The sequence below is a fragment of the Fibrobacter sp. genome, from assembly GCA_024399065.1.
GTDB lineage: Bacteria > Fibrobacterota > Fibrobacteria > Fibrobacterales > Fibrobacteraceae > Fibrobacter.
On the sequence record JAKSIB010000003.1, the window covers coordinates 147,520 to 169,946 of the forward strand.

The following is a 22,427-nucleotide window of genomic DNA, read 5'->3' on the forward strand; positions in this document are numbered from 1 at the left end:
GAAAGCGGACCTTTTTTTGTTTGTTCAAAACCTTTTAGTTAATCCATCTTGCCCAAGTACAGGTCGATAAGCTTTCGTGCCAGGAGGCTTGTGTACTTGGCGTTGGTCAATGTGACCTTTGCGTTTTCCAAGCTGTTCTTCTGGGAAAGATAGTCGGTGTAGGTGAGGGCGCCTGCGTTGCGCTGTTCCTCGGCGACGGCCATGGCTTCGGTTTCCGCTTCGACTTGAAGTGCTGCGGCCTTCCATTGCATATCGGCGCTCATTGCATTCAGGTAAAGTTTTTCCACATTGTTTTCGAGATTCTTGGAAGATTCTCTGAGGGACATCTGGGATTCAGCTTCGTTGATCTGGGCCTGAAGGACTTTGTTTGCAGTTGCTCCGCGATCGACCAGCGGAATGTTGATGCCGAGAGAAATGGAATGCTGGTAGTTGCTTTTGAGCTGGCGTACAAAGCGGTTCTCGTTTTTCTGATCAACATCAGTGTCAATGACGGGGGTGACGGTGGTCTGGTTTGCGGTTCCTTCGGTATGCCATGCGCGGATGCCGGAGCCGGCGTTTGCGCCGAGGGATACGGTGATGGAGCTATTCTTGCTTGCCACCTTGGTGTTCTTCTGGGCGACCTGGATGGCGATACTGTCGGATTTCAGGCCCGGATTCACCTTGCGGATGTCGGCCAGCAGCTGATCGTAGGGTGGAATGGCTTCCAGGGAGTCGGGGGAGGTCAGCTCCGCATTGGGGTCAGTGATTTCAATTTCTTCGTTGGCGGGCAGTTCCATCAACTGGCGAAGGGTGGTCTTGGCGGAATTCACGCTGAGTTCCGCGCTAAGCTTTGCCACCTGCTTTTGCATCACGTTGGACTGGGATTGGGTCAAGTCCTTCTTGGTGATGGATCCTGCTTCAAAAAGCTTGGTATAGTTTTCAAACTCGGCCTGGGCAAGTTCCACGGAGGCGTTGGCGGTAATCAGCTTTTCCTGGGCGGCAAGCAGGTTCATGTAGGCGTTGAGGATGTTTTCCTGAACGTTACGCTCGGTCTGCTTGGTGGACTGCTGTACGGCCTGCTTGTTCAATTCGCTTGACTCTGTGTTCAAGGAGGTAACACCGCCGTCCCAGATGGTCCAGGAGCCGCTCAATCCAAAACTCAGGCTGTAATGGTCCTTGGCGCCGTTGTTGAAGGGGTTGTCGGAGAGGGTGTTGTTGATGTTTGCGCTAACAGAAGGATAGCGGCTAATCTTGTTCTGCTGGATGGAAATGTCGGCCGCCTGTTCGCGGAGGCTTGCAATTTCCATGGAGAGGCTCTTGGCCTTGGCCTGCTTCAGGCAGTCTTCCAGAGTCCAGGTGCCACCGGCAAAGAGCGCGGAGGTACTGACAAGAAGTCCAAAAATGATCGATTTCTGATTAATCATGCTTTTTTGATGCCTGAGTTCTTAGTTTGGTTGCAAAATATAAAAAAAGGCCTCCATTCCTGGAGACCTTTTCAAGTGGACGGTATTGGATTTGAACCAATGACCTCTGCCGTGTGAAAGCAGCGCTCTAAACCAACTGAGCTAACCGTCCGAGGTGAGACCAAATATATAAACCTTTTAAAAGGTTGTCAAGATATTGGCCCCTAGGACAAAATTACAGATATTTATCTTCGGCGGCTCTGAGGATGGTGAGGAAGTCTGCCGGGGTCTTGGATGCGATCAAATCCTTACGGACACCGCCATCGGCCAGGAGGCGGCTGACGGAGGACAGGGCCTTGAGGTGCGGTCCAACAGTGTTTCCCGGGCTTACGATGAGGATGATGAGGTAGACCGGTTCGCCATCGAAGGAGGCGAAGTCCAGGCCGTTTTCGATGGTTGCTGCCACCATGCACATACGGTCGACGTAGTCGATCTTGGCGTGGGGGACGGCCAGACCGCAACCGATACCGGTGGAGCGGCTCTGTTCACGATTCCATACGGCGTCAAAAATTTCGGCGCGGTGATCCAGCTTGTAGGCACTGCAGAGGGTGTCTACCAGTTCGTTCAGGATTGCTTCCTTGGTCGTGCTAGAAGAGTTGATCAAGATGCAATTGTCTACAAACCTTTCGGAAAGACGCATAGATTTAATTTTCCTTATGAAATTCTTTGTAAAGGATATTTAGCAAATAATCCCCGCTTTTACGAGGGGGCTAGTGCATTTGTATTATGAAAATAATAAAAACCTTTAAAATTTGCTCAAAAACGCCAATAATTCAAATTCCGAATTGATATAATCCAGCTGATTCAGGGCTTTTTTGGAGGTGCAAACGTCGATTTGACCGGGGGCTGCTGCCTTTCCGATGGCTCCGTAGGTCAGGTTGGCGCCTTCCTTGAGGGACCAGATTCGGCTGACCTTTCCGGTTTCCCCCATGCCGAAGGCGGCGAACATCTCGAAATGCTTGGCTTGCTTCTTGATGAACTTGTAGAGCCTGCTGCAGTCGTCCTGGTCGTTGCTCATGGCGGCGATCTTCAGACCGCCGGCCTTGAATCGCTTGACGTCCTTGGCGAAGGCTTCAAGTTCCTGTTCCCCAGGGACGCGGACGAAATTATGCTCGGAAATGATGATTCCTACGCCACGGCTACGGGCTTTGGCGTTAAGTTGTTCGTGATCGCAGAGGTAGTCGCGTTCCAGGTCAAGCCATTCCGGGACTTCCCTGGCGTTTAAGATGGCTTCCCACAGGGCGGGACGTTCCACGGCGCGGGCGTCGTCGAAGGTTCCGCCGTCGTGCTTCAGACGGATGGTGCCGATTTGCAGCTGCTGGGGGGCGATCTTGCGGACTCGTTCAGAAAGTTTCGGCCAAAGAGCGGTATCGAAAAAGTCGTAGCGGATTTCAAGTGCCCCACAGGATTCCAGGTCCAGACGGACCGGGTGGAAGGGGTCGTTTTCTGCTGCTTCGAGGACTTCGGGGCCCACCAGGCCCACCAGGTACTTTTGGGATACTTTCTGCATGGAGTGAAAGATAGTTAAAAGTGAGTTATGTCGTTTTTCCCCTATTTTGACGGTTTGCTTTTAAAAGGCGATAATACCAATGGAATAGGGGATGGGCCTGTGGGTCGCCCATATTATTTTACTAAATTGCAAATGAACAAAAAAAGGATGCTATCATGGCAGATTGTAACGAAAAGAAAGAAGCTCAAGCCCCGGATATGTTGAAGAAGGCCGAAGAATACTTGGCCAACAACCGCCGTATTTTCCTCTGGGGCGGTGTGGATGATGAAAGCGCCGAACGTATTGTCAAGCAGCTTTTGTATTTGGATTCCTTGAACCACGACGATATTACTCTTTACATCAACAGCCCGGGTGGCGTAATCTCCAGCGGTCTCGCTATTTATGACTGCATGAATGCCATCAAGAGCGATGTGGTTACCGTCTGCTGCGGCCAGGCTGCCTCCATGGGCGCAGTGCTCCTCACTTCCGGTGCCAAGGGCAAGCGCTATGCATGGCCCAACGCTCGCATCATGATTCATCAGCCCCTGATTCACGGTGAAATTGTTGCCCCGGCAAGCGATATCCAGATCCAGGCTGAAGAAATGCTGCGCATCCGTAACATTACGGGCAAGATTCTTGCTGAAACTTCCGGCCACACCATGGAAGAAATTGACCGCGATACCGAACGCGACAACTTCATGAGTGCTGAACAGGCTAAGGCCTACGGCCTCATCGACGTGGTTGAAAGCAAGCTTTAATATGAACGGCAGTTGTCGCTGCCCTGATTTGCGAGATATATAATGGGACTTTTTTCTGCGATTAAAAGTGGCCTTGCCAAGACCCGCGACGCCCTCATGGGTGAATTGAAGGGTATTGTCGGTGCCGGCAAGATTACAGATGATACTTTGGAAGAACTTGAAGAACACCTGATCAAGGCTGATGTGGGTGTGGAAGCTGCCTTCCTTTTGACTGACGCACTTCGTGAAAGCGCCCTGGGTAAGTCTCTTACCACGGAGCAGGTGCTGGACATCATGCGCAGTGAAGCGGAACGCCTTCTGAAGGATCCTCCTCCGTTTGAACTGAAGGGCAAGCCCCATGTGATTCTCGTAATCGGTGTGAATGGTGCTGGAAAGACAACCACCATCGGTAAACTTGCAGCCCGCCTTATCGGCGAAGGCAAGAAGGTGATGATTGCCGCCTGCGATACCTTCCGTGCTGCCGCTATTGACCAGCTTGAAACCTGGGCAGAACGTTCCGGTGCAGAATTCGTGAAGCACCAGGAAGGTTCCGATCCCGCTTCCGTGGCGTTTGACGCTTGCAGCGCCGCCGTTGCCCGCGGTTGCGATGTGGTTCTTATTGATACCGCAGGTCGTCTGCACAATAAGGACTACTTGATGGAAGAACTGAAGAAGATTGTCCGCGTCATCAAGAAGGTGAGCCCGGATATGCCTCAGGACATGTGGCTTGTCATCGATGGCAACACCGGACAGAACACTATCAACCAGACCAAGATTTTCAACCAGAGCTTCCCGCTGACGGGTCTTGTGGTGACGAAGCTGGATGGTACCGCCCGTGGTGGCGCCGTTCTTTCCATTGCAAGTTCCCTGCAGATTCCTATCCGCTGGATCGGCATGGGTGAACGCATTGATCAGCTGGTGCCGTTCAGCAAGGCTGAATATGTGGAAGGTCTGTTCGAAAACGCACTGGAAGAAAAATCCGAGTAGGAAAATTCCATAATGGTCCGCATGTCTTGCATCGCGAAAAAATTGAGGGGAGGGCAGTTACTTGCCCTTTCTTTCGTTGTGGCTGCAATGATCGGCTGTTCCGGCGAAGTGTCTGTGGACCAGAATTTCGTAGATACCTTCATTGAACTCAGAGTGGTGGAGGTTACCTATGGTGCTACGTCTCCCATGGCTCGCATGGTGCGACAGGATGTGCTGAAAAAGCACGGCTACACTATCGAAAAATTCCTTGCAAAGACAGATGCTCTTCTTGAAGACGAGAGTATGTGGGTTCCGTTCCAGAAGGCTGTAACGGTCCGTGTGGATTCATTGGTCGCAGAACTTAATAATGCAAGAAAGACTCCGCCGCCCAGTGTTCCTAACGCTCCCAAGAGTAGAGGGGAGGACTGATGAGAAAGATTCTTGTCGTCTTGTGCCTATTACTTGCGGTGTACGCTATTGCCGCGGAATCTCCCAAGCGCATGGTCCGCTGGATGGAATACGAGAACGCCCTGGCCAAGGCCAAGGAGACTCCCAAGCTGGTTTTCGTGGATATGTATGCGGATTGGTGTGTGCCTTGCCGAGTGATGGATCAAAGTGTCTATACCGACCCGACGGTGGCTTCCCTTTTGAACACCCGTTTTTATCCGGTAAAGCTTGATGCCGAATCCCAGGATTCCATTGTGTGCGATGGAAAGAAGAATACCATCCAACGCTGCTATTTTGATGTGTGGGAACTGGAAGCCTTGCCTGCATTCGTACTGCTGGCGCCTAAGGGAAACTCTATTTTAACGGTGACACAGTCCATGTCCCCGCAAGAAATGCAATATTTACTTTATGAATTTCTAGAAAAAGAGAAGGAGTGGTTTGCGCGATGAGTGAAGAATTCCTTTTTGTGGTTCAGATTGTCTTTTGGGTGATGCTCGTCTTGACGCTGCATTGCTATTTGCTGTTCCCGGTGACGCTTCCCTTTGTAAGCGAAATTTTCAAGCGCAAGAAAAAAACTGCGGATGTTACTGGTGATCTTCCGACAGTATCCATCTTGATTTCTGCATACAACGAAGAGGCGGTCATCGAACGCAAGATTCAGAATATCCTTGAAATAGACTACCCCAAGGATAAGCTCGAGGTGCTGATTGGCGATGATGGTTCCGCCGACCGTACTGCAGAAATTGTTGCTCGTTATGCCGACCAGGGCATCACTTTGGTGAAGGCTCCCAAGAATGCCGGCAAGGCCGCCATGCTGAACCGTTTGAACAGCATTGCCAAAAATGATATTCTTGTGCTGTGCGATGCAAACACCATGTTCTTCCCCAACGTGGTCCGCAAACTGGTGCAGCCTTTCCAGGACAAGAAAATCGGATGCGCCTGTGGCCACTTGATTTTGTCCGATAAGAGCGGCAGCGTTCTTGGACGTGGTGAAAGTTCCTACTGGGATTTGGAATCTGAAATCAAGAAGTTCGAAGGAATCCTGGACCGGCTTATTGGCGGTAACGGCGCCTTGTACGCAATTCGTCGTGAACTCTACACGGAGCTTCCGGTAAAGAAGAGCGTCATGGATGACTTCTTCATTGCAACCAAGGTTTTGCAGAAAGGTTATTTCTGTACCTTCGTTTCCAGCGCCATCGGTACGGAACAGACTTCCAAGGAGTCCAGCGGTGAATTCCGCCGTAAGGTTCGTATCGGCCGAGCAAACTTCAATTTCCTGCTTTCCTATTTGCCGTTGCTGAGCCCGTTCCGCCCGTTGACTGCCTACTTGTTCTTCTCTCACAAGATTTTGCGCTGGTTCTCTCCCCACATCTTGATTTTGCTTTTTGTGGCCAACGCCTTGCTTTTGACTAGCGGCTTGATTTACCAGATTTTCTTTGGCGCTATGACCTTGGCTCTTTTAGTGGCTTTGTTCAAGATTGTTCCTAGCGGATATTATTTCTTGTCCATGAACTTCGCTATGCTCAAGGGTTTCTTCCTGGCCTTTACTCGTGAAAAGAGCGGTGGCTGGGCCCGTGAAGCTCGTAGTGACGACGAAGCGTAATCTCTACGAATTCTTGGTGTAAATGGTATGAAGAACCTCTTAAAGGCTTTGCTGATCTTTTGTTTTGTTGGAGCGTCCGCTGCTTGCGCCCGCCCCTTCACCATGGATTTGCAGGGCGGTGTGGTGAATCATGTCAGCGAGATTACCAAGTTCAACTTGAACGTTTTTGGACACTGGTGGTATCCCATCGACCAGATGTTCTTTGTGGGTGTGGGAAGCGGCTACCAAGAAATCAATAACGAAAGTCTTGTTCCCGTTTCTGCAAGTTTCTGGATGCGCCTTCCGGTGGGCATTCATGTAATGCCGGTGATGCTTGCGGACTGGGGTTACCTCATTGGAAAACACCATCAGATGTTCTGGCGTGTCGCAGGCGGTGCCGATATCAAGTGCGGTGACAATTCCTCTTTGCTGGCTACTGCTGGTTACCAGTTCCTGGATAACTTCGGCAAGGGCTACGTCTTTTTGCAAGTCGGTGTACTTGTAGAAATCTAGGACAACGCGCTTCAGCGAAATCAAAAGAGGCCGCACGGATGTGCGACCTTTTGCATAAACAGTCTTTCTGCAAAGCGGCTTTTTGCAACCGCGTCTGACGAAATCCTTACTTGGCGTTTACCATGTGGACAACGCGCTGCGGGAACGGAATTTCGATGCCGGCCTTGTCGAATTCTTCCTTGATAAGAGCAGTGTACTTAGCCTTGAGAGGGAAGAAGTCGGCGTTGTTCACCCACACGCGCATGTTGATGTTGACGGAGCTGTCTGCCAGTTCAGAAACAAATACGTCGGAGCCTTCCTTGAGGAACTTGGGTTCGCTTGCGATGAGGTTGCGAATGATTTCCATGGCCTTGTCGGTATTGGAATCGTAGCCGATGCCAACGACCAGGTCGATACGGCGCTTTTCGTTTCTGCTGAAGTTGGCAATAGGTGCTCCCCAGAGGCTTCCGTTAGGAGCGGAAACGTAGAGACCGTCCAGGGTTTCAAAGATGGTGTTGAAGAGGCCGATGCCGGTGATCTTGCCCTTGATGCTTCCGCATTCAATGTAGTCACCAGCCTTGAAGGGGCGCAAGAAGAGAAGCAGCAAACCAGAGGCGATGTTGGTCAGCATGTCCTTCAATGCGATACCGACGGCCAAGCTGGCGGCACCAACCATTGCGACCAGGCTTGCGGTGTTCACTCCGAGAATGTTCAGGATCAGCAGCAATGCCACGATTCCGACGGCGTAGCGTCCAAGGGATTCCACGAGGGGTCTTGCGGAAGAGTCCAGGCCCTTGGTCTGTGCGCGGTTCAGCATTCTGTGAATGATAATCCTTGCGACCTTGTATCCGACGAGGACGAGAAAGATTGCTGCGACCTTGTAAATGAGGTTGTTGTCAATGACGAAGTTCTTGATGGCTTCAAAACGATCTGCGGTGATATTTTCCATTTATTGTTCCTTTAAGAAAAATAAAGGCCCGCACGTGTGCGAGCCTTTGCTTTATGTATTAGCCCTTAGCCAACAAATCCATGAGTTCGTTGTCGAGACGGTCAGGATTGTTGTACTGAGCGAGGTCGTTGTGCAGGGATTCGCCCTTGGAAACCAGACCGAAGTCCAGGTTCTTGTAGTTCCAGTAGCTGTAGCCTACGTCAGCTTCACGGAGAATATCCATGAAGTCGCGCATCCAGGCCATCTGGTACTGACGGGGCACCTGAACGTACACGCCGAATTCGTTACATGCAACGGGCAGGTCGTACTTGGCACGGAAATCCAGAGCGTTCTGGATGCTTGCCTGGAGACGGGCCTTGTCCCACTTGCCGAATTCAACGTCGAGACGTGTGGTAGCGCCTTCCTGAGGTGCGGCGTAGTCACCGGGCCAGGGGCGGGTGATCTTGAAGAACGGGTCGTTGATCCATGCGGCGCCCTGGTGAGTGAATGTCACCGGAGTGTAGGTATGGAAACTGTAGATGGCGTTGTCGTCGTCCATGGGTGTGAGGAACTCGAATTCGCGAGCGCTGTTCCACTTGTTGGAGCCCACCACGATGGTGTTCTTGGGAGCGTGCTTGCGGATAGTCCAGAAAATTTCATCCTTTACTTTATCCCAAATCTTGGAGTCTGATGCTGCGGGCTCGTTCAGAAGCTCCATCATAACGCGAGATTCTCCGCTATAGCGCTCAGCCAGGTAGGACCACACTTTGTTGGTGTCCTTTCGGGCTTCGGCACTGGCAAAGAAAGCCTGTTCTTCGTAACTTGCCAGATGGAAATCGTGTCCCGGACACTTGTGCAAGTCCAGAATCACGTCCAGGTCTGCAGCCTGGATGTCCTTCAATGCCTTGTCCAAGAGACCGAAGACTTCTTCATCGGGTTTGAGTTCTTCGCCCTTGAACACGTTGAAGTAGTCCACCGGCAAACGAACGTGGTTGAACCCCGCCTCGCGGATGCGCTTAAAATCGCTTTCGCCAAGGAAGGTCTTGATGTGCGGGACGACCCCAGGAAAACCTACGGGGTCTTTTTCCTGGATGCAGTCAACCTGACTGAACCAGCCACCCAAATTCACTCCACGCAGCCTTTCTTTTTTCATTGTGTCATCCTCATACTGATGCGACCGGAATTGATCGCAATTTTTTTTAGAAAATTATTCGTTGACGATGTTCAAGTCTTCGTCGGCGATGTTCAAGTCCATAATGACTTCCATGTCGTCGGGAAGATTGTAGAAGTCGACCACCAAACCGACCTTCTTGTCTTCGTCTTTCTGCTTATCGAACTGGACTACGTCGTAAATCTTCATCTTGACGACGGCTTCTTGAGTCACAGGGATTTCGATAGTCATGCCCTTGCTGATGGGACCTTCAATAATCTTGCCTTTGAACACCAGGCTTGTCTGATCGTCGCCCAGCGAAGTCTTTTTCACGTGAAATACAGCCATTATTCCTTAGCCATTATCAGTTATTCATCAGTTAATTATCTTGAAGCCACAAATTGGCGTGGGATAAAAGTTAACTTTTTTACATGACTTTACGAGTTGGTCGAATCCCATTTTTGGTCTGTGCGCCGTTTTTTCACGATTTTTTAGGTCGTGAGTCGGAATATCCGGATGTTGAGTTTCTGGATGGTCCGCCTAGTGTTCATTGCGCCGGGCTTAAAGATGGTTCTGTTCATTTGTCTCCAGCGTCCTCCATTACTTTTGCCCAGAAGCCGGGTGCATTCGTTTTGTCTCCTGAAATTTGTACGTCCTGTTCCTTCGAGGTTCGTTCTGTTAAGTTGTTTGCAAAACGTCCTATTGAAGAACTAGATGGTTGCAAAGTTCGCATGACGGCACAAAGCATGACTTCGGTAACGTTACTTCGAATTCTTCTGGAAGAACGCTACGGTCTTCGTCCGGAATACTTGAATGGTGCCTACGAAGATTCCGACGATGCCTGCCTTCTGATTGGGGACCAGGCTCTCGAAGAAAATGAACGTCATCGTTTCGCCTTTGATTATGATTTGGGCTCCCTATGGCTGGACTGGCAAAAGTTGCCTTTTGTTTTTGGTGCATGGATTATTTCCAAATCTGCGTTACAACCTGGTTTGAAAAAAACTCTCGTGAACTACATGGACGCTACCAAGCGAAGTGTTGAAAATTTTAAGGCTGATCCCAAGCAGGCTTTGGATAAATGGCTTGCGAAATATCCGGTGAAATTGCCTCGTTCCGTAATTGATGATTACTACACGGCTCTTGATTATCGTTTTACAGATGAACGAAAAAAATCCCTGAGCCTGTTCTTTGAATATGCGCAAAAGAAGGGTCTTGTGCAAGAGGTCCCTTTGCTTGAGTTCCTTTAATTTCTATTATTGGGTTGCCAAGATGGATGGCTTAGGTTAGAGGATAAAATGGTAGAAGAAAAGATTCTTATTGTTGATGATAGCGCCGAGGTTCTTGAAAAGACTCGCGAACTATTGACCCAGGTGGGTTACAATGTAACGGCATGCCACTGCGGTGAAGACGCCCTGGAATTCCTGAAAGATAATCGTGTGGATCTGGTCATTCTGGATATCAATATGCCCAGTCTTAATGGCTACGAAGTTTGCTTGCGCATTCGTCAGACTTATGCATTGGATGATCTTCCGGTGATTTTCCTGACTAGCCGCGAAGATACGGACAGCATTTCCAAGGGCTTCCGTTCTGGCGCTTCTGACTTTGTCAGCAAGAGTGCTCTTTCCGACATTTTGCTTGCCCGCGTGAATGTGCATATTCGACTTTCCCGCTCCTTGCGCTACCTTCGTGATATTTCTCTGACCGATGATATGACCGGTTGCTTCAACCGTCGCCATGGAATGTATTCCTTGCGTGAGTGGTTTGCCCGCAGTAAACGCTATGGTACCCAGTTTGGCTTGATTTATTTTGACTTGAACGGCTTGAAGGTTATCAATGACATGTACGGACACCAGGCTGGTGATTTGTTGCTTCGCTCCGTGGTAAGCGCAGCCAAGGGTATCCTTCGTGAATCCGACCTATTGTTCCGTATGGGCGGTGACGAGTTCATGGTGATTTGTCCGGAAACTGATAAGCAGGGTGCATTCATTTGTGTGGATCGTATGCAGAAGGCAATCTCGGAAATCACCATTGTGGACAAGAAGGTTTCCTTCGCTTACGGTGTAGCGCATTCTTCTGAAGACTACAAGGAAATGGACGACATGATGCATAGTGCAGACGTGTCCATGTACGAGTGCAAGAAGAAGATGAAAGCTGGTCGATGAGATGCAAGGGGGACAAGATCCCCCTTGGAACCCCTACGAAAATGTGCGATGCACATTTCCGATAGAGGGGCATTCCCCTCAACCCCAATAGAGTTAGGTAATGAAGCGATGATGGGCTGAACCCTTCCCCCTAGATTTTATTGAAAAAAGCAGACCGTTTGGCCTGCTTTAATTTTTTTTCAGGAGTTCACTTGGAAGGGGAGCCCCTCATGTCATTATAAAGCTTTACGAACTGCGTCAAGCAGGGCGGTGAGGCGTTTGCCGATTTCGTCCCAGTTGCCTTCCTGCATCAATTTTGCGCTAAAGATGCTTCCGCCAAAGGCAAGGAGGTTGGCTCCGGCCTTCAGGTACTCGCCGGCGTTTTCTGCACTGACGCCGCTACAGGCAAGAAGCGGGATGTCGCGGAAGGGACCGCGGAGGGCCTTGATGTACTTGGGGCCGCCAACGCAATCCACCGGGAAAATCTTTACGGCGGTGGCGCCAAGATCGTAGGCTTTCTGCACTTCGGTAGGAGTCAAGGCCCCTGGAATGATCGGTGTATTCTGGGCCGCCGCAGTACGAATAATGTTGCTTCGGGTATTGGGTGTCACAATGAAGCTGGCGCCAGCAAGCAACGCTTTTTCAAGGTCCTTGTCGTGTCGAACCGTGCCTGCACCGACGGCGATGCCGTAGGGCTTGCATGCATCGCGTAACGCGGTGATGATTTCTGCAGCGCCATCGGTATTCATGGTGACTTCAATGGCCTTGAGGCCGCACTTGTGTGCAGTCTTTGCACAAAGTTCCTCGGATCCCTTAGGGATGTCGCGGAGGATGCCGATGACCGGCATGTCTTTTAAAAATTCAAGTAAATCCATGCCCTAAATATACAAGAAAAAATAGAAGGGGAAAACTATAAAAAGATGTTTTGACTTTATCCGTTTTTGAAAAGAACGAAAACTTTACAGGATATGAAAAGTGCCGACGTTTTACCGCCGGCATTTTGATGTTTTTAAAGTATCGAGGTGTTTACTTCACCCTGAAAGCCTTGGAGGCAAGAACCTTGTTGCCAGAAACCAGCTTTGCAATAAGGGTTCCGCGCTTGGGAAGTTCCTCGAAGCGGACTTCGCCATAGGTGCCTTCGAAAGACCTGCTCATCAGCTGATTGCCAAGCAGGTCGAAGATCTTGAGGGTCTTTACTCCCTGGGCGCTAGCTTGAACAAGGAGGCTCTGGCCGGTAACGAACATCTTGGCGCTTGCTGCAGGGGCGACAACCTTGATTGCTTCAAGTTCTTCTATAACTCTGTCGCTGGTTTCGTTACCGGGGCCGTAACCCCACAGGAGTTTGCCCTTGCTGCGGATAACGATATAGGGGTCGGCGGGGGCTTCCTGGTAGTCTCCCTGGTCCTTATCCCAAATAGGGGCGCCTGCGTAGACAGGCGCATCCTTGGTTGCGGAGTGAGAGGAGAAACTCCAAGCATCTTCCAGCTTGACGATAGATGTTTGGAGCAAGGTTTCACAGGTGCCTCCATTATACAACCCTTTCGAGATGGAAAGATCAAGCTGTATCTTGTTTCCTGCTTCAATAGAACCCAGAACGATAGGCAGGGCCCAAGTATAGGTCTTGGTTTCGTCGTTGTAGGTTCCGTCAATTTTTTTCGGGTTGTAGCTATCAATGCGTAACTGATATCTAGGGGCAGCATCGTCGTTGCAGGGCTTATTAAAACCAGCCTCATCGTAGGCTTGACAGATGTCAGAATCAACTGTTACAGCACATTTTTTCACGTCATCTTCGGTAGCTTCGTAGTAAATATAGGTAACAACGCTGTCTTGCTGAATTGTAGTTCCGTTAACAATTTCTAGATGGACATAATCTAATGAACCGAATTTATAACGGTATGCAGCCGCATAGACATTGTCTTCACTAAACGGTGTTGCGTCGGTAGTTTTGCAGTTGTCGCACTTCTTTTCGTAGTAGTCGTTGCCGCCATTGCTTAGAATGGTGAGAGAGGATGTAAGGACTGCGGAGGCGTCAAGACAAATTTCGGAAATGTGATAATCCTCCCAACTCATGTTATAGGGAACCATGGAATTCTTGCTGTCGGGGGTTACGCCGCCAAACAGTCCTCCGACAGGACGTACATACTTGTAATTCCAAGCAGGAGTGTTCTTGCCTTCGGGATTGGATGCCCTATGGTGAGGATGGTTATCGTTCTTGTCACCAACTCCGTAGACAAAGGAAATATCCCAGGGATTTACGCCCAGCATGTAGTTCAACTGGTTGATTCCCAACTGGAGCATTTCCTTGGAATTTAAGCTGCCACTTAGAGATGACAACTTCAAGCCTTGTTTTTCTATGTCTGCAGCCACGTCGGCGTAGGCCAGAACTTCAAAGATGTTGCCTGCTTGCCAGCGGTTGTAAATCCAGGTTTGATCGGTAAGCATGGAGTACCAGGTAGGGCCATAGTTGACGGTATTGCTTTTCCAGCCAATATCACTTTTGGGAAGTGTAATGGAACCTTTTCCTTCACCACTTACGTCTCCAAGGTTTGCCACCATGTCTGCAACGCAGTCTTCAATGGCGGCCAAACGTGAAGCCTCTGTAAAACCAAAGGCCTCAGCCTTATCCTTGTCCGCAAGAATCAGTTTGTAAAGAGCGTACAAGGCGTAGCTATGGCTATTGGCCCAAGAAGTGTTTTTGCGGTTTTTTAAAAGTGCTCCTCTTTCGCCTTCATAGGCAAACCATCCGTTTTCAAAAAAGCCTGCGCCAGAATCCCCGGTTTTACCGGTTTCCGTGTTAAACAAGGCGTCATACAGGTATTCCTTTTTGCCGGTAGCATAAAGAAGTGCTACAGAAGCCAGAGCCATATCATCTTCGAAGTCGTTGTTTCCGTTATATGCGGAAGAACTCCAGCCTGCAGCTTTTGTGTTATAAACAAATGGTTTGCCGTCATCGTAGGTGTCCAAGCCGAGAGCCAAGGACTTGGCGAAGTAGTACATCTTTTCGGCAATGGTAAGGCAGCTGTCTGCAAAATCCTTGTCGTACTTGGCGTACAGCTTTCCTACGATGGCAAGGCCTGCGGCAATTTCACCACCGATATTCGAACCGATCTCGCCAAGGCGCAGGTCTCGTTCAGCGGCACCACCACGACTAGAAACAGTGATTGCGTCCTGAACTTCAGGGCGTCCCCACCAGCCATGATCGGAACCGTAATTACCCACGGAAACGACCATGTTATCGATTACACCCTTGGCTGCACGATAGGAATTGACAAAGAATGCTGCTCCATGGGCTGCTTCGCGAAGAACGTCAGGAACATCGTCTGTCTTTACAAAATCGCCCTGGTTGTAGGCGTAATGGTCCACGTCCTTTGCGGGGTTGGTGGCGGACATCACGGCCAAAGTCATAAAGGCAAATGCCTGGGTCTGTGATTCCTTCAGATGGTCGCCGCAGTCGTACCAACCGCCCTGCAAATCACCTGCCTCAAAAGAAATGTCTTCAACGACGGTGGACTTATAACCTTCTGTTTTAACAACCTTGCCAGATCCATCCTTGGTGTGGCTGGGGCCGTGGAACCAGGATTGGGAATCACCGCTACGCTGGATGCCAAAGAATTTCAGGGAGGCGTCCTTCACCATGGTGTAAACGTCTTCGCTTACAATGAAGGTGCTGGAAATCTCGTTGCCTACCTTGATGCGAAGGCGCTTCTCGGTAGGAACGGACTGGGGAATGTTTCCTATTTGGATAATTCCTGTGGTTCCGGTAAAATCAATTTGGTAGCGTTTTTTGTCACTGCTGGTATTGTTTGTGCCTGCAATAATAGTCCAGTCAGAAGAAGTTTCTACTTCGCTGTTCTTAAAGTTTCCCGTGACCTTGGGGCTCAGGGATTTGCCCATTTCGTCAACCACTTCGAATTCTTCGGCGGAACCTACAAAGTAGAACTGGCGTTCAGTATCCTTCTTCAGGTAACCTGCCTGGTTTACGCGGATAGGGGAAATCTTGGTATTGATGGCGTCGAGATAGGCCTGGTCCAAGGTATCGGGCATCAGGGCGCCGGCTTTGAAACTAGCAGGGGTCCTGGGGATATCGAGGACACCGATTTTTTTGGTAATGGTTATGTCAAACTTGTCTATGACCTTGTCGTCCCAGGTCAGGGGCCATGTGGGGCGAATCAAGTCATAAGGTGTGGTGGCTGCAAAAGCTGCAGTGGCAGAAAGTGCTGCAATGGTTGAGGCCGTTATAAAAAGCTTTTTCTTCATACTTGCCGTAATCTCCTCGCTATATAAGAGGAAATATAAAATTACATCCAAATTATGCAAGCAAAATGTAAGAAAATGCTGGCGATTTTTAGCTAATGGGAGATTTATTCAAATCTCAGGGCTTCGATAGGATCAAGCCTGCTTGCCTTGCGTGCGGGGTACCAGCCGAAGAATACGCCGGTGACAAAGCACACGCCGAAGCTTACCACAACGCTGGAAATGGAGACGATGGTTGGCCAGTTCAATATGGACTTGACCGCCTGGGATGCTCCAAAGCCAAGAGCGATTCCGATGGCGCCACCCAGCAGGCTAATCATCACGGATTCAAAAAGGAACTGCAGAAGTATGTCGCGGCCGCGGGCGCCGATGGCCATGCGCAAACCGATTTCCTTGGTGCGTTCGGTAACGGAAACGTACATGATGTTCATGATGCCGATACCGCCCACCAGAAGGCTGATGGCTGCAATGGCCGTAAGCACTAGGGACAGCATGTCGGATGTGGCTGTCATGGTGGTGATCATTTCTTCCTGGGTAAAGATTCGGAACGGGTCCGTGGGTCTTGTCCACTGACGGCGTTCCTTCAGGATGCCCATGATCTCTTCCGTAGCCTGGTCGGCATAGCCTTCGCCGATAGAGTTGGCGTAGATAGTTCGGATTTCCGTGGTGGCGTTGAAACGCTTCATCACCGTTTGGTACGGAGCGAAAATCACATCGTCATTATCTTGTCCAAAATCGCCGGAACCTTTTGACTTTAAAGTGCCAATGACTTTTAGAGGAATGCTCTTGTAGCGAATGGTTTTGCCGATGGGGTCTGCATCGGGGAAAAGGTTCTTTGCCACGGTCTGACCGATGACACAAACCTTTGCCATATGGTCGGAGACATCATCGAACATCACGCCATCTTCAATTTCGTAGTTGCGAATTTTCAGGTAGTCGCTGGAAATGCCACTAAGCTGGGTGGGGGAGTTGTTGTTGCCCGCGATAGCTTGCCCATTGGCGGATATCATGGGGGAAATGGCGTCAATGTATTGGGCTTCGTTTTTCAACGCGATGACATCGGCCTCTTCCAGGGAAACTGCGGATTCGGTTTGCACGCCGCCACGGCGATCGCGGTTGGGCATGATGATGATGGCGTTGGTGCCCATGGATGTCATCTGGTCCTTGATGGCTTGCTTAGAGCCCTCGCCGATAGCGACCATGGTGATGACCGCAGCTACACCGATGACAATGCCGAGTACGGAAAGCACCGTGCGCATGCGGTTACGGAGCAGAGCCTTCAAAGCCATCTTGATAAGTGTCAACGGACTCATTGGTCTCCCTCCTCATCAAAAGATTCCGGCGGAGGCAAAGCTTCGTAGGCGGCTCGGGCGTCTTGGATATTTTCGTTGATTGCGTCTTTTTTCAACAAGCCATCGCGTAGGGTGACGGTTCGCTGGCTAAAGGTGGCGATGTCGGGTTCATGGGTCACGAATGCGATGGTTTTCCCCTGACGGTGAAGTTCCTGGAAAATCATCATGATTTCGTAGCTGGTACGGGTGTCCAAGTTACCCGTGGCTTCGTCGGCAAGAATAATGACGGGATCGTTGACCAAAGCGCGGGCGATGGCAACGCGCTGCTGCTGGCCACCGGACATCTGGTTGGGCAAATGGTTCATTCGGTCGGAAAGGCCTACCATTTCAAGAGCCTTGATAGCGCGCTTGCGGCGTTCTGCGGCAGAAACTTTTGAATTATATAATAAAGGCAGTTCCACATTTTCCAGGGCGGTGGTTCTGCTCAGGAGATTGTAGCTCTGGAATACGAAACCGATTTTCTTGTTTCGAATGCGGGCCAGGGCGTCTCGGGAAAGCGTTTCCGTGTGTTCCCCATCTAATATATAGTGCCCGCTTGTTGGCTTGTCCATGCAACCTAGGATGTTGAGCATGGTGGATTTGCCGGAGCCGCTGGTTCCCATAATAGTCACGAACTCACCTCGATGAATATCGAAGCTAACGCCCTTCAACGCATGGACGGTTTCTTCGCCCATTTTGAAGTCTCTTTTAAGACTTTGTATGGAAAGGATGGGGTCTTTTTCTTGCATATTCAGTCGTTTGGATGCTTATGATGGGCAAAAAGTTGCGTGCTATTGCAAAAAAAAATGTGAATTTGTTGTGAATTACGGTCTTTTTATGTTGTATCAAAAAAATATGCTCTTTGACACTGTTTCATAAAATGCTAAATTTGCACCGAAATTTAATAAAAGTGGTCCGTGTGGGTTTGGTTCCTTGTTCTAGCATGCGGATTACCATTTCATAGGAGAGACGATGAAAAAATTCGTTGCATTATCATTGCTCGCAGGCGGAATGGCTTTTGCTCAGTCCGGCTTGATGGGTGGAACCTCTGGTATTCACCAGCACAACGCTTATACGTTGGGTCAGTGGGGTATCGAAGTTGGTACCGGTGGCGATATCGCTTTGGACTCTTGGGCAATTGCTCGTGGTGGTATTCTGTACCGCGATGGAAAGGGTGCTGGCATCAGTGAATGGGCTGGAACCATCACTGGTAACTTTAACGGTGCAATCGGTTTGAGCGATTTCTTGGACATCGGTATGTCCTTGCCGCTGTACTATGACCATACCAATACCTTGGGTATGGATCCTATGGACATGATGAAGGCTTCCCGTGGTGACGTGAACCTTTGGATGAAGATCAACCCGATTGGCGACGAAAGCACTGTCTTCGCCTTGGCTACTGTCATTGACTTGTACCTCCCCACTGGTGACGTTTCTGTAGGTATGCGTCCCCGTCATGCTTGGTACCTGAGCGATGTTGGTGGTACCACTTTCCCGTACACTTCTGCTGACTTGAACATTGGCGCTTCCTTGGTGTTTACCTTGAATTTCACCAACAAGGGCATTCCTTTGATTTGGAACACCAACGTGGGTATCGTTTATGCTGACGAAGGCTCCTCTACCTTGACCTATGGTACTGGTTTGAACTTCGTCGCTACCGACTGGTTGGAAGCTTTTGTGGAATATTCTGGCGAATTCCGTCTGGAAGGCGACTACTACGAAATCAACTTCCTGGAAGACCCCATGCGTTTGACCCCGGGTCTCCGTTTCCACTTGCCGTGGAACCTCGAATTCTCCGCAGGTCTCGATGTTTCTATCCGAACCCTCAGAAACTTTACCTGGGACTGGGATAAGGAACTTGAAAATGTGGACAAGTACACTGTTCACTACTACGACTCCAAGGGACAGACCATCAAGTACGGTTATGTTCCGACTCCGAACTATGCTGGCACTGCTACTCTTACTTGGCGCTTCGGTGGCAAGCTTGACAAGGATACCGATAAGGACGGCGTGAAGGACGAACTGGATAAGTGCGATCATTCTCCGGAAGGTGCTGTGGTTGACTCTGTTGGCTGCCCCATCGACTCCGACAAGGACGGCTTGTTCGACGGTCTCGATAAGTGCGCTAACACTCCGAAGGGTGCAATCATCGATACTACCGGTTGCCCGATGGATTCCGATAAGGATGGCGTTTACGATGGTATTGATAAGTGCGACAACACTCCGGCTGGCGTTCCTGTTGACCAGGATGGTTGCGTTGCTGACTTTGATAAGGATGGCGTACCTGACGGTCTCGACAAGTGCCCGAACTCTCTGCAGGGTGCTGTAGTTGACTCTACTGGTTGCGTTGCCGATGCTGATAAGGATGGCGTTGCTGATTCCCAGGATAAGTGCGCTGACACTCCGAACGGTGCTGTGGTAGACTCTGTTGGCTGCCCGGTTGACTCCGACAAGGATGGTGTTGCTGACGGTCTCGACATGTGCCCGAATACTCGTGAAGGTGCTAAGGTTGATGAACACGGTTGCGATGACGACTTTGACGCTGACGGCGTTGCCAATGCTCAGGACAAGTGCCCGAACACCAAGCAGGGTGTGAAGGTTGACTCCACTGGTTGCGCTCTCGATGGCGACAAGGACGGCGTACCTGACGGTCTTGACAAGTGCCCGAACACTGCTGAAGGTACTGCTGTTGATGAAACCGGTTGCGCTCTCGACTTCGATAAGGACGGCGTACCTGATGCTCAGGACAAGTGCCCGAACACTGTTTCCGGTCTCGCTGTTGACTCCACTGGTTGCGCTCTTGACTCCGACAAGGACGGCGTACCTGATGGCTACGACAAGTGCCCCAATACTCCGAAGGATGCTCCGGTTGATTCCACTGGTTGCTTCCTCGATACCGACCGCGACGGTGTACCTGACTACGAAGACAAGTGCCCGAACACTGTGGCTGGTGTGAAGATCGACAAGAAGGGTTGCCCGGTTAACAAGAAGGAAGACCCGGATCAGTTGAAGAAGGGCATTGCCTTCCAGACCAACTCCGCTAAGCTTACCAAGCCCAGCTATGCAACCTTGGATGACATTATTCGACTGATGAACAAGATTCCGGATGCAAAGCTTGAAGTTCAGGGCCACACCGATAACACCGGTTCTGCAGAAACCAACAAGAAGCTTTCTCAGGATCGTGCAGAAACTGTGGTGAACTACTTCATTAGCAAGGGCATCGCTGCAGAACGCGTCCGCGCTGTGGGTTATGGTCCCGAAAAGCCCATTGCCGACAACAAGAGCAAGCAGGGCCGCGCTAAGAATCGTCGCGTGGAACTGGTTCCGTTCTTTGACTAATTCTCGCGAGATTCAAAGGAATTAAAAATAAAAACGTCCGCCATCTGGCGGGCGTTTTTGTTTGTATATAAAGCCGAAATTTTATTTGGATTTAAAAACCCATTTCTTGTACATAGTGAAACTTACAAGAACGTAGACCACATTTGCAACGATGTTGGCGAAATAGCTGGGCTTCATAAATTTTGATACGAACTCGTTGAAACCAGCAAGCCAGCTGAAGTGGGCGAGGGCGTAGACGCAGCCTTCCAATACGGCGAGGTTCACTCCATAGGCGCAGACGAACACCACCAGGAATCGAATGATTTCGGATTTCTTGTCGTTATGGCTTTTGAAATTCCAAATGCGGTTGCAGAGGTAACTATTACAACCTCCGGCCACGAAGCCGAGGAAATTGGACAGTTCCAAATTCCAGTCCAGCAGCTGATGAAGTACCCAGACCACCAAAAGGGTGATTAGGGTGTTCATGATGCCGATGATGTTGTACTTAATGAAGTGAAGCATGTGCGAAAAATATTTATTTTGTCGTATCATGAATTGGATTGAAGACAAAAAGTGCACCGCAGAAGAAGCGGCTCTCCTTATTAACGATGGTGATGTTCTTGGCGTTTCCGGATTTACGCTGGCCGGATACCCGAAGGTGGTGCCTACTGCACTTGCTGCCCGTGCCGAGCGACTTCATGCTGAGGGAAAGCCTTTTCAAGTGACGCTTTTCTCCGGAGCTTCTACCGGTGATTCCTGCGATGGAGCACTTGCCCGAGCAGACGCTGTCAGCTTCCGCATGCCTTACCAGTCCAATCCCGCTCTCCGCAAGGCTATCAACTCCGGTTCCATCAAGTACATTGACGCCCACCTGGGTAAGATGGGCTACTGGATCCGTACGGGTGCGCTGCCCCGTCCCACAGTTGCCATTGTGGAAGTGACCCAGATTTTGCCCGATGGCCGCGTGTGCCTTTCTACTTCCGGCGGCAATTCCGTTACCTTCCTGGAATCTGCAGAAAAGATTATTCTGGAATTGAACACCCGCTTTGGGGAAGCTTGCATCGGCATTCACGATGTGGCGCTGCCGGAACTTCCGCCTCACGCAAAGGCTTTGCCTATTGATGCTGCTGGCGACCGTGTTGGCGATACTTTCGCCCGCGTAAACCCGAACAGGGTCGTCGCCATTGTGGAACAGTCCCGCTTCGATGAAGTGACGCCTTTTGTTGAACCAGATGAGATTTCCCGCAATATCGGCGACCGCATTTTGGATTTTGTTCGCTACGAGGAAAAACGGGGTCGCCTCCTGAAGGGGCTTGCCTACCAGAGTGGTGTGGGTAAAGTTGCAAACGCTGTTCTCTCCGCCATGGCTGCGGACAGTCGCCTCCATCAGATTGACCTTTATACCGAAGTTATCCAGGAAGCGGTTCTTCCGCTGCTGAAGAATGGCAAACTTGGTATCGCTTCCGGCACGGCTCTTACTTTGTCTGGAAGCACCCAGAAGGAATTTGTGGCTAACGCTGAAGAGTGGAAGAAGCATTTGATTATCCGCCAGCAGGAAGTGAGCAACAGCCCCGATGTTATCAAGCGCATTGGCGTCATCTCCATGAACACGGCTTTGGAAGTGGATATCTTCGGTAACGTGAACAGTTCCCTGGTGACGGGTTCCGCCATGATGAATGGTATCGGCGGCTCTGCAGACTTTGCACGTAACTGCCTGCTGGGATTCTTCATGACTCCTTCTGTTGCAAAGAATGGAACTATCAGTTCCGTGGTACCTTACGTAAGTCATGTGGACCATCCGGATCACGACACCATGATCTTTGTGACGGAGCAGGGACTTGCCGACCTTCGTGGCCTTGCCGCCGAAGATCGCGCCCGCTTGATTATCAAGAACTGCGCCCACCCCAATTTCAAGGAACCGCTGAGCGACTTCCTGGAATACAGTCTAAAGCATGCCAAGGGCATCCATATGCCTCTGGCTATTAACCGCGCCTTCGAAATGCATCAAAAATTCCTGGAAACGGGATGCATGTTGTAGTTGGACCAGCAATTTCTAAACAAATAGTGTAAAATTCCGCCTAGATTGCCTTAAAAAACCGCAATCTAGGTGTTGTAATTAATTTTTTCGTTGGAAAGCCTTGGTTGGCTTT

General features: G+C 50.2%; 21 protein-coding genes and 1 tRNA gene. 10 read left to right on the plus strand and 12 right to left on the minus strand.

Annotated features, from left to right (window positions below; genetic code table 11):
- Positions 1 to 38: 38 nt before the first annotated feature.
- The 4 genes from MJZ25_02580 to MJZ25_02595 form a co-directional block, all read right to left on the minus strand.
- Positions 39 to 1,403 carry a TolC family protein gene (locus MJZ25_02580; protein ID MCQ2123050.1) on the minus strand — a complete coding sequence of 455 codons (1,365 nt, stop codon included), beginning with the start codon at positions 1,401 to 1,403 and terminating at the stop codon, positions 39 to 41.
- A 76-nt stretch (positions 1,404 to 1,479) separates the two neighbouring features.
- Positions 1,480 to 1,554: transfer RNA gene (locus tag MJZ25_02585), tRNA-Val, on the minus strand.
- A gap of 63 nt (positions 1,555 to 1,617) precedes the next feature.
- Positions 1,618 to 2,082, minus strand: a complete 465-nt coding sequence (locus MJZ25_02590) for a PTS sugar transporter subunit IIA (protein MCQ2123051.1) — start codon at positions 2,080 to 2,082, stop codon at positions 1,618 to 1,620.
- Positions 2,083 to 2,187: 105 nt separating this feature from the next.
- Entirely contained in the window at positions 2,188 to 2,952 is a 765-nt protein-coding gene (locus tag MJZ25_02595) for a type I 3-dehydroquinate dehydratase (protein ID MCQ2123052.1), read from the minus strand.
- 155 nt (positions 2,953 to 3,107) lie between these two features.
- Here MJZ25_02595 and MJZ25_02600 point away from each other — a divergent pair, with 155 nt between their 5' ends.
- From MJZ25_02600 to MJZ25_02625, 6 genes are all read left to right on the plus strand, one after another.
- Entirely contained in the window at positions 3,108 to 3,689 is a 582-nt protein-coding gene (locus MJZ25_02600) for an ATP-dependent Clp protease proteolytic subunit (protein MCQ2123053.1), read from the plus strand.
- 42 nt (positions 3,690 to 3,731) lie between these two features.
- On the plus strand, positions 3,732 to 4,655 hold the full coding sequence (gene ftsY, locus MJZ25_02605; GenBank protein MCQ2123054.1) for a signal recognition particle-docking protein FtsY: 924 nt from the start codon (positions 3,732 to 3,734) through the stop codon (positions 4,653 to 4,655).
- A gap of 78 nt (positions 4,656 to 4,733) precedes the next feature.
- The gene (locus MJZ25_02610) at positions 4,734 to 5,063 is read left to right on the plus strand and encodes a hypothetical protein (GenBank protein ID MCQ2123055.1); all 330 of its coding nucleotides are present in this window, start codon (positions 4,734 to 4,736) and stop codon (positions 5,061 to 5,063) included.
- A complete protein-coding gene (locus MJZ25_02615) occupies positions 5,063 to 5,530 on the plus strand; it encodes a thioredoxin family protein (protein MCQ2123056.1) in 468 nt (155 codons plus the stop codon). Before MJZ25_02610 ends, MJZ25_02615 begins: the two co-directional genes overlap by 1 nt.
- Positions 5,527 to 6,684, plus strand: coding sequence for a glycosyltransferase family 2 protein (locus MJZ25_02620; protein ID MCQ2123057.1), 1,158 nt, complete (start codon positions 5,527 to 5,529; stop codon positions 6,682 to 6,684). Before MJZ25_02615 ends, MJZ25_02620 begins: the two co-directional genes overlap by 4 nt.
- Before the next feature lie 27 nt (positions 6,685 to 6,711).
- Complete coding sequence (locus MJZ25_02625; protein MCQ2123058.1) at positions 6,712 to 7,176, plus strand: hypothetical protein; 465 nt, start codon at positions 6,712 to 6,714, stop codon at positions 7,174 to 7,176.
- A 106-nt stretch (positions 7,177 to 7,282) separates the two neighbouring features.
- On the opposite strand, the gene MJZ25_02630 is transcribed toward MJZ25_02625, so the two are convergent.
- Genes MJZ25_02630 through MJZ25_02640 form a run of 3 tightly spaced genes read right to left on the minus strand, consistent with a single transcriptional unit; the run spans position 7,283 to position 9,581 of the window.
- Positions 7,283 to 8,104: a mechanosensitive ion channel gene (locus tag MJZ25_02630; GenBank protein MCQ2123059.1), complete on the minus strand. Its 822-nt coding sequence runs from the start codon at positions 8,102 to 8,104 to the stop codon at positions 7,283 to 7,285.
- A 58-nt stretch (positions 8,105 to 8,162) separates the two neighbouring features.
- Positions 8,163 to 9,236 (minus strand): glycoside hydrolase family 5 protein, encoded by a 1,074-nt coding sequence (locus MJZ25_02635; GenBank protein MCQ2123060.1) that lies wholly within the window; start codon positions 9,234 to 9,236, stop codon positions 8,163 to 8,165.
- 54 nt (positions 9,237 to 9,290) lie between these two features.
- Positions 9,291 to 9,581: a hypothetical protein gene (locus MJZ25_02640; protein MCQ2123061.1), complete on the minus strand. Its 291-nt coding sequence runs from the start codon at positions 9,579 to 9,581 to the stop codon at positions 9,291 to 9,293.
- A gap of 83 nt (positions 9,582 to 9,664) precedes the next feature.
- Between MJZ25_02640 and MJZ25_02645 the strand changes: the two genes are divergently transcribed.
- Together MJZ25_02645 and MJZ25_02650 are read left to right on the plus strand one after the other, a co-directional pair.
- Positions 9,665 to 10,480 (plus strand): menaquinone biosynthesis protein, encoded by an 816-nt coding sequence (locus MJZ25_02645; protein MCQ2123062.1) that lies wholly within the window; start codon positions 9,665 to 9,667, stop codon positions 10,478 to 10,480.
- A gap of 48 nt (positions 10,481 to 10,528) precedes the next feature.
- Positions 10,529 to 11,395 carry a diguanylate cyclase gene (locus MJZ25_02650; GenBank protein ID MCQ2123063.1) on the plus strand — a complete coding sequence of 289 codons (867 nt, stop codon included), beginning with the start codon at positions 10,529 to 10,531 and terminating at the stop codon, positions 11,393 to 11,395.
- 215 nt (positions 11,396 to 11,610) lie between these two features.
- Here MJZ25_02650 and MJZ25_02655 read toward each other — a convergent pair whose 3' ends face one another.
- The 4 genes from MJZ25_02655 to MJZ25_02670 all read right to left on the minus strand — a co-directional run bounded on the left by MJZ25_02655 (position 11,611) and on the right by MJZ25_02670 (position 17,654).
- Positions 11,611 to 12,249: a bifunctional 4-hydroxy-2-oxoglutarate aldolase/2-dehydro-3-deoxy-phosphogluconate aldolase gene (locus MJZ25_02655; protein ID MCQ2123064.1), complete on the minus strand. Its 639-nt coding sequence runs from the start codon at positions 12,247 to 12,249 to the stop codon at positions 11,611 to 11,613.
- A gap of 151 nt (positions 12,250 to 12,400) precedes the next feature.
- Complete coding sequence (locus MJZ25_02660; protein MCQ2123065.1) at positions 12,401 to 15,631, minus strand: glycoside hydrolase family 9 protein; 3,231 nt, start codon at positions 15,629 to 15,631, stop codon at positions 12,401 to 12,403.
- Positions 15,632 to 15,735: 104 nt separating this feature from the next.
- Complete coding sequence (locus MJZ25_02665; GenBank protein MCQ2123066.1) at positions 15,736 to 16,941, minus strand: ABC transporter permease; 1,206 nt, start codon at positions 16,939 to 16,941, stop codon at positions 15,736 to 15,738.
- Positions 16,938 to 17,654, minus strand: a complete 717-nt coding sequence (locus MJZ25_02670; protein MCQ2123067.1) for an ABC transporter ATP-binding protein — start codon at positions 17,652 to 17,654, stop codon at positions 16,938 to 16,940. Before MJZ25_02670 ends, MJZ25_02665 begins: the two co-directional genes overlap by 4 nt.
- Positions 17,655 to 17,931: 277 nt before the next feature.
- Between MJZ25_02670 and MJZ25_02675 the strand changes: the two genes are divergently transcribed.
- Positions 17,932 to 20,298 (plus strand): thrombospondin type 3 repeat-containing protein, encoded by a 2,367-nt coding sequence (locus MJZ25_02675; protein ID MCQ2123068.1) that lies wholly within the window; start codon positions 17,932 to 17,934, stop codon positions 20,296 to 20,298.
- Between the two features lie 81 nt (positions 20,299 to 20,379).
- Here the strand turns inward: MJZ25_02675 and MJZ25_02680 are convergent, their stop codons facing one another.
- Entirely contained in the window at positions 20,380 to 20,799 is a 420-nt protein-coding gene (locus MJZ25_02680) for a GtrA family protein (protein MCQ2123069.1), read from the minus strand.
- 28 nt (positions 20,800 to 20,827) lie between these two features.
- On the opposite strand from MJZ25_02680, the gene MJZ25_02685 reads away from it, so the two are divergent.
- Positions 20,828 to 22,315, plus strand: a complete 1,488-nt coding sequence (locus MJZ25_02685) for an acetyl-CoA hydrolase (GenBank protein ID MCQ2123070.1) — start codon at positions 20,828 to 20,830, stop codon at positions 22,313 to 22,315.
- Positions 22,316 to 22,427: the final 112 nt, after the last annotated feature.

Excerpts from the sequence above, each read along its gene's own strand:
- ftsY (MCQ2123054.1), top strand. The coding sequence starts at position 3,732 with ATGGGACTTTTTTCTGCGATTAAAAGTGGCCTTGCCAAGACCCGCGAC.
- MJZ25_02635 (MCQ2123060.1), bottom strand. The coding sequence starts at position 9,236 with ATGAAAAAAGAAAGGCTGCGTGGAGTGAATTTGGGTGGCTGGTTCAGT.
- MJZ25_02615 (MCQ2123056.1), top strand. The coding sequence starts at position 5,063 with ATGAGAAAGATTCTTGTCGTCTTGTGCCTATTACTTGCGGTGTACGCT.
- MJZ25_02660 (MCQ2123065.1), bottom strand. The coding sequence starts at position 15,631 with ATGAAGAAAAAGCTTTTTATAACGGCCTCAACCATTGCAGCACTTTCT.
- MJZ25_02630 (MCQ2123059.1), bottom strand. The coding sequence starts at position 8,104 with ATGGAAAATATCACCGCAGATCGTTTTGAAGCCATCAAGAACTTCGTC.
- MJZ25_02625 (MCQ2123058.1), top strand. The coding sequence starts at position 6,712 with ATGAAGAACCTCTTAAAGGCTTTGCTGATCTTTTGTTTTGTTGGAGCG.
- MJZ25_02620 (MCQ2123057.1), top strand. The coding sequence starts at position 5,527 with ATGAGTGAAGAATTCCTTTTTGTGGTTCAGATTGTCTTTTGGGTGATG.
- MJZ25_02595 (MCQ2123052.1), bottom strand. The coding sequence starts at position 2,952 with ATGCAGAAAGTATCCCAAAAGTACCTGGTGGGCCTGGTGGGCCCCGAA.
- MJZ25_02580 (MCQ2123050.1), bottom strand. The coding sequence starts at position 1,403 with ATGATTAATCAGAAATCGATCATTTTTGGACTTCTTGTCAGTACCTCC.
- MJZ25_02650 (MCQ2123063.1), top strand. The coding sequence starts at position 10,529 with ATGGTAGAAGAAAAGATTCTTATTGTTGATGATAGCGCCGAGGTTCTT.
- MJZ25_02675 (MCQ2123068.1), top strand. The coding sequence starts at position 17,932 with ATGAAAAAATTCGTTGCATTATCATTGCTCGCAGGCGGAATGGCTTTT.
- MJZ25_02590 (MCQ2123051.1), bottom strand. The coding sequence starts at position 2,082 with ATGCGTCTTTCCGAAAGGTTTGTAGACAATTGCATCTTGATCAACTCT.
- MJZ25_02670 (MCQ2123067.1), bottom strand. The coding sequence starts at position 17,654 with ATGGGCGAAGAAACCGTCCATGCGTTGAAGGGCGTTAGCTTCGATATT.
- MJZ25_02655 (MCQ2123064.1), bottom strand. The coding sequence starts at position 12,249 with ATGGATTTACTTGAATTTTTAAAAGACATGCCGGTCATCGGCATCCTC.
- MJZ25_02685 (MCQ2123070.1), top strand. The coding sequence starts at position 20,828 with ATGAATTGGATTGAAGACAAAAAGTGCACCGCAGAAGAAGCGGCTCTC.
- MJZ25_02640 (MCQ2123061.1), bottom strand. The coding sequence starts at position 9,581 with ATGGCTGTATTTCACGTGAAAAAGACTTCGCTGGGCGACGATCAGACA.
- MJZ25_02600 (MCQ2123053.1), top strand. The coding sequence starts at position 3,108 with ATGGCAGATTGTAACGAAAAGAAAGAAGCTCAAGCCCCGGATATGTTG.
- MJZ25_02680 (MCQ2123069.1), bottom strand. The coding sequence starts at position 20,799 with ATGCTTCACTTCATTAAGTACAACATCATCGGCATCATGAACACCCTA.
- MJZ25_02645 (MCQ2123062.1), top strand. The coding sequence starts at position 9,665 with ATGACTTTACGAGTTGGTCGAATCCCATTTTTGGTCTGTGCGCCGTTT.
- MJZ25_02665 (MCQ2123066.1), bottom strand. The coding sequence starts at position 16,941 with ATGAGTCCGTTGACACTTATCAAGATGGCTTTGAAGGCTCTGCTCCGT.